Raw genomic sequence first — 1,299 nt, forward strand, 5'->3', positions numbered from 1 at the left:
TCATAACGGGGGATTTCAAGATACACATCATTTATCTTGTTCATCCAGATAAGCCGCGGAGGCACCAGTTGTGGTTCACGGCTTTCCGGCATATCCGTTTTCCAGGCACTGACGGGAGGGTTAAGCTTCGGTTTAGCGCGAACAAATAAATTGTCGGTCATTTCCCTTTCCTTGTTGACTGTCCATAATATCACTTATTCCGGCAGCGTTTCACGAGACCGAATAACAGGAGTGCTACCATCTGGTGCGGTGGTGGATTCCCGCCCCCACTCTTCCGGCCATTTGTCTGCTTTTCGTGGACGCCAGCTGTCGGGTCTGCCTTTATTTTTGGGCTCTGCGGGCACTGGCTCGCCTTTCATATACAGGCAGAGGAAACTCCAGACTTGCTGTAACTCTGCGGGCTCTCCGTCTGCAAGCTGAAAACGATGGATGACATTATACGTTCCCGGTTCGCAGACCGAGCCCCATAGCTGATGGCCCGAACGGTAGCGATCGCTGCAATACCGGATTTCACCGTGAACATCAGCCCAGTTATATCGGGTGATAATGACCGGCCATTTAAACCAGGGGATACGGTCTTTTTTGTATTTATATACGTAAATTTTACGGCGACCGCGATTTAAGCGAACTGGCTGATCTCGTGGCGTTATAAATGCAATTTTCAAACAAAATAAAATCATTGTTGAAAAAAAAGTGATACTTAGCATTATCAAGCCAGGCATTGCGTAACCATCTATATATTCAGATATCTGCACGCAAACTAATATAACAAAAACCATTATTCCAAAAGTGAATATTGCTGATGGAATCATTCCCCACCATGTCATCCCTTTGTCATAACGGGGGATTTCAAGATACACATCATTTATCTTGTTCATCCAGATAAGCCGCGGAGGCACCAGTTGTGGTTCACGGCTTTCCGGCATATCCGTTTTCCAGGCACTGACGGGAGGGTTAAGCTTCGGTTTAGCGCGAACAAATAAATTGTCGGTCATTTCCCTTTCCTTGTTGACTGTCCATAATATCACTTATTCCGGCAGCGTTTCACGAGACCGAATAACAGGAGTGCTACCATCTGGTGCGGTGGTGGATTCCCGCCCCCACTCTTCCGGCCATTTGTCTGCTTTTCGTGGACGCCAGCTGTCGGGTCTGCCTTTATTTTTGGGCTCTGCGGGCACTGGCTCGCCTTTCATATACAGGCAGAGGAAACTCCAGACTTGCTGTAACTCTGCGGGCTCTCCGTCTGCAAGCTGAAAACGATGGATGACATTATACGTTCCCGGTTCGCAGACCGAGCCC

General features: G+C 48.3%; 2 protein-coding genes. Both read right to left on the reverse strand.

Features of this window, described 5'->3' with window-relative positions:
• Positions 1–194: 194 nt before the first annotated feature.
• Complete coding sequence (locus tag F8562_RS11115) at positions 195–995, reverse strand: DUF6708 domain-containing protein (RefSeq protein WP_151891908.1); 801 nt, start codon at positions 993–995, stop codon at positions 195–197.
• Between the two features lie 33 nt (positions 996–1,028).
• A partial coding sequence (locus F8562_RS29440; protein ID WP_319644007.1) for a DUF6708 domain-containing protein occupies positions 1,029–1,299 on the reverse strand: 271 nt, incomplete at its 5' end.

The organism is Klebsiella sp. RCJ4, from assembly GCF_009025755.1.
In the GTDB taxonomy this organism is placed as follows: Bacteria; Pseudomonadota; Gammaproteobacteria; order Enterobacterales; family Enterobacteriaceae; genus Klebsiella; species Klebsiella michiganensis.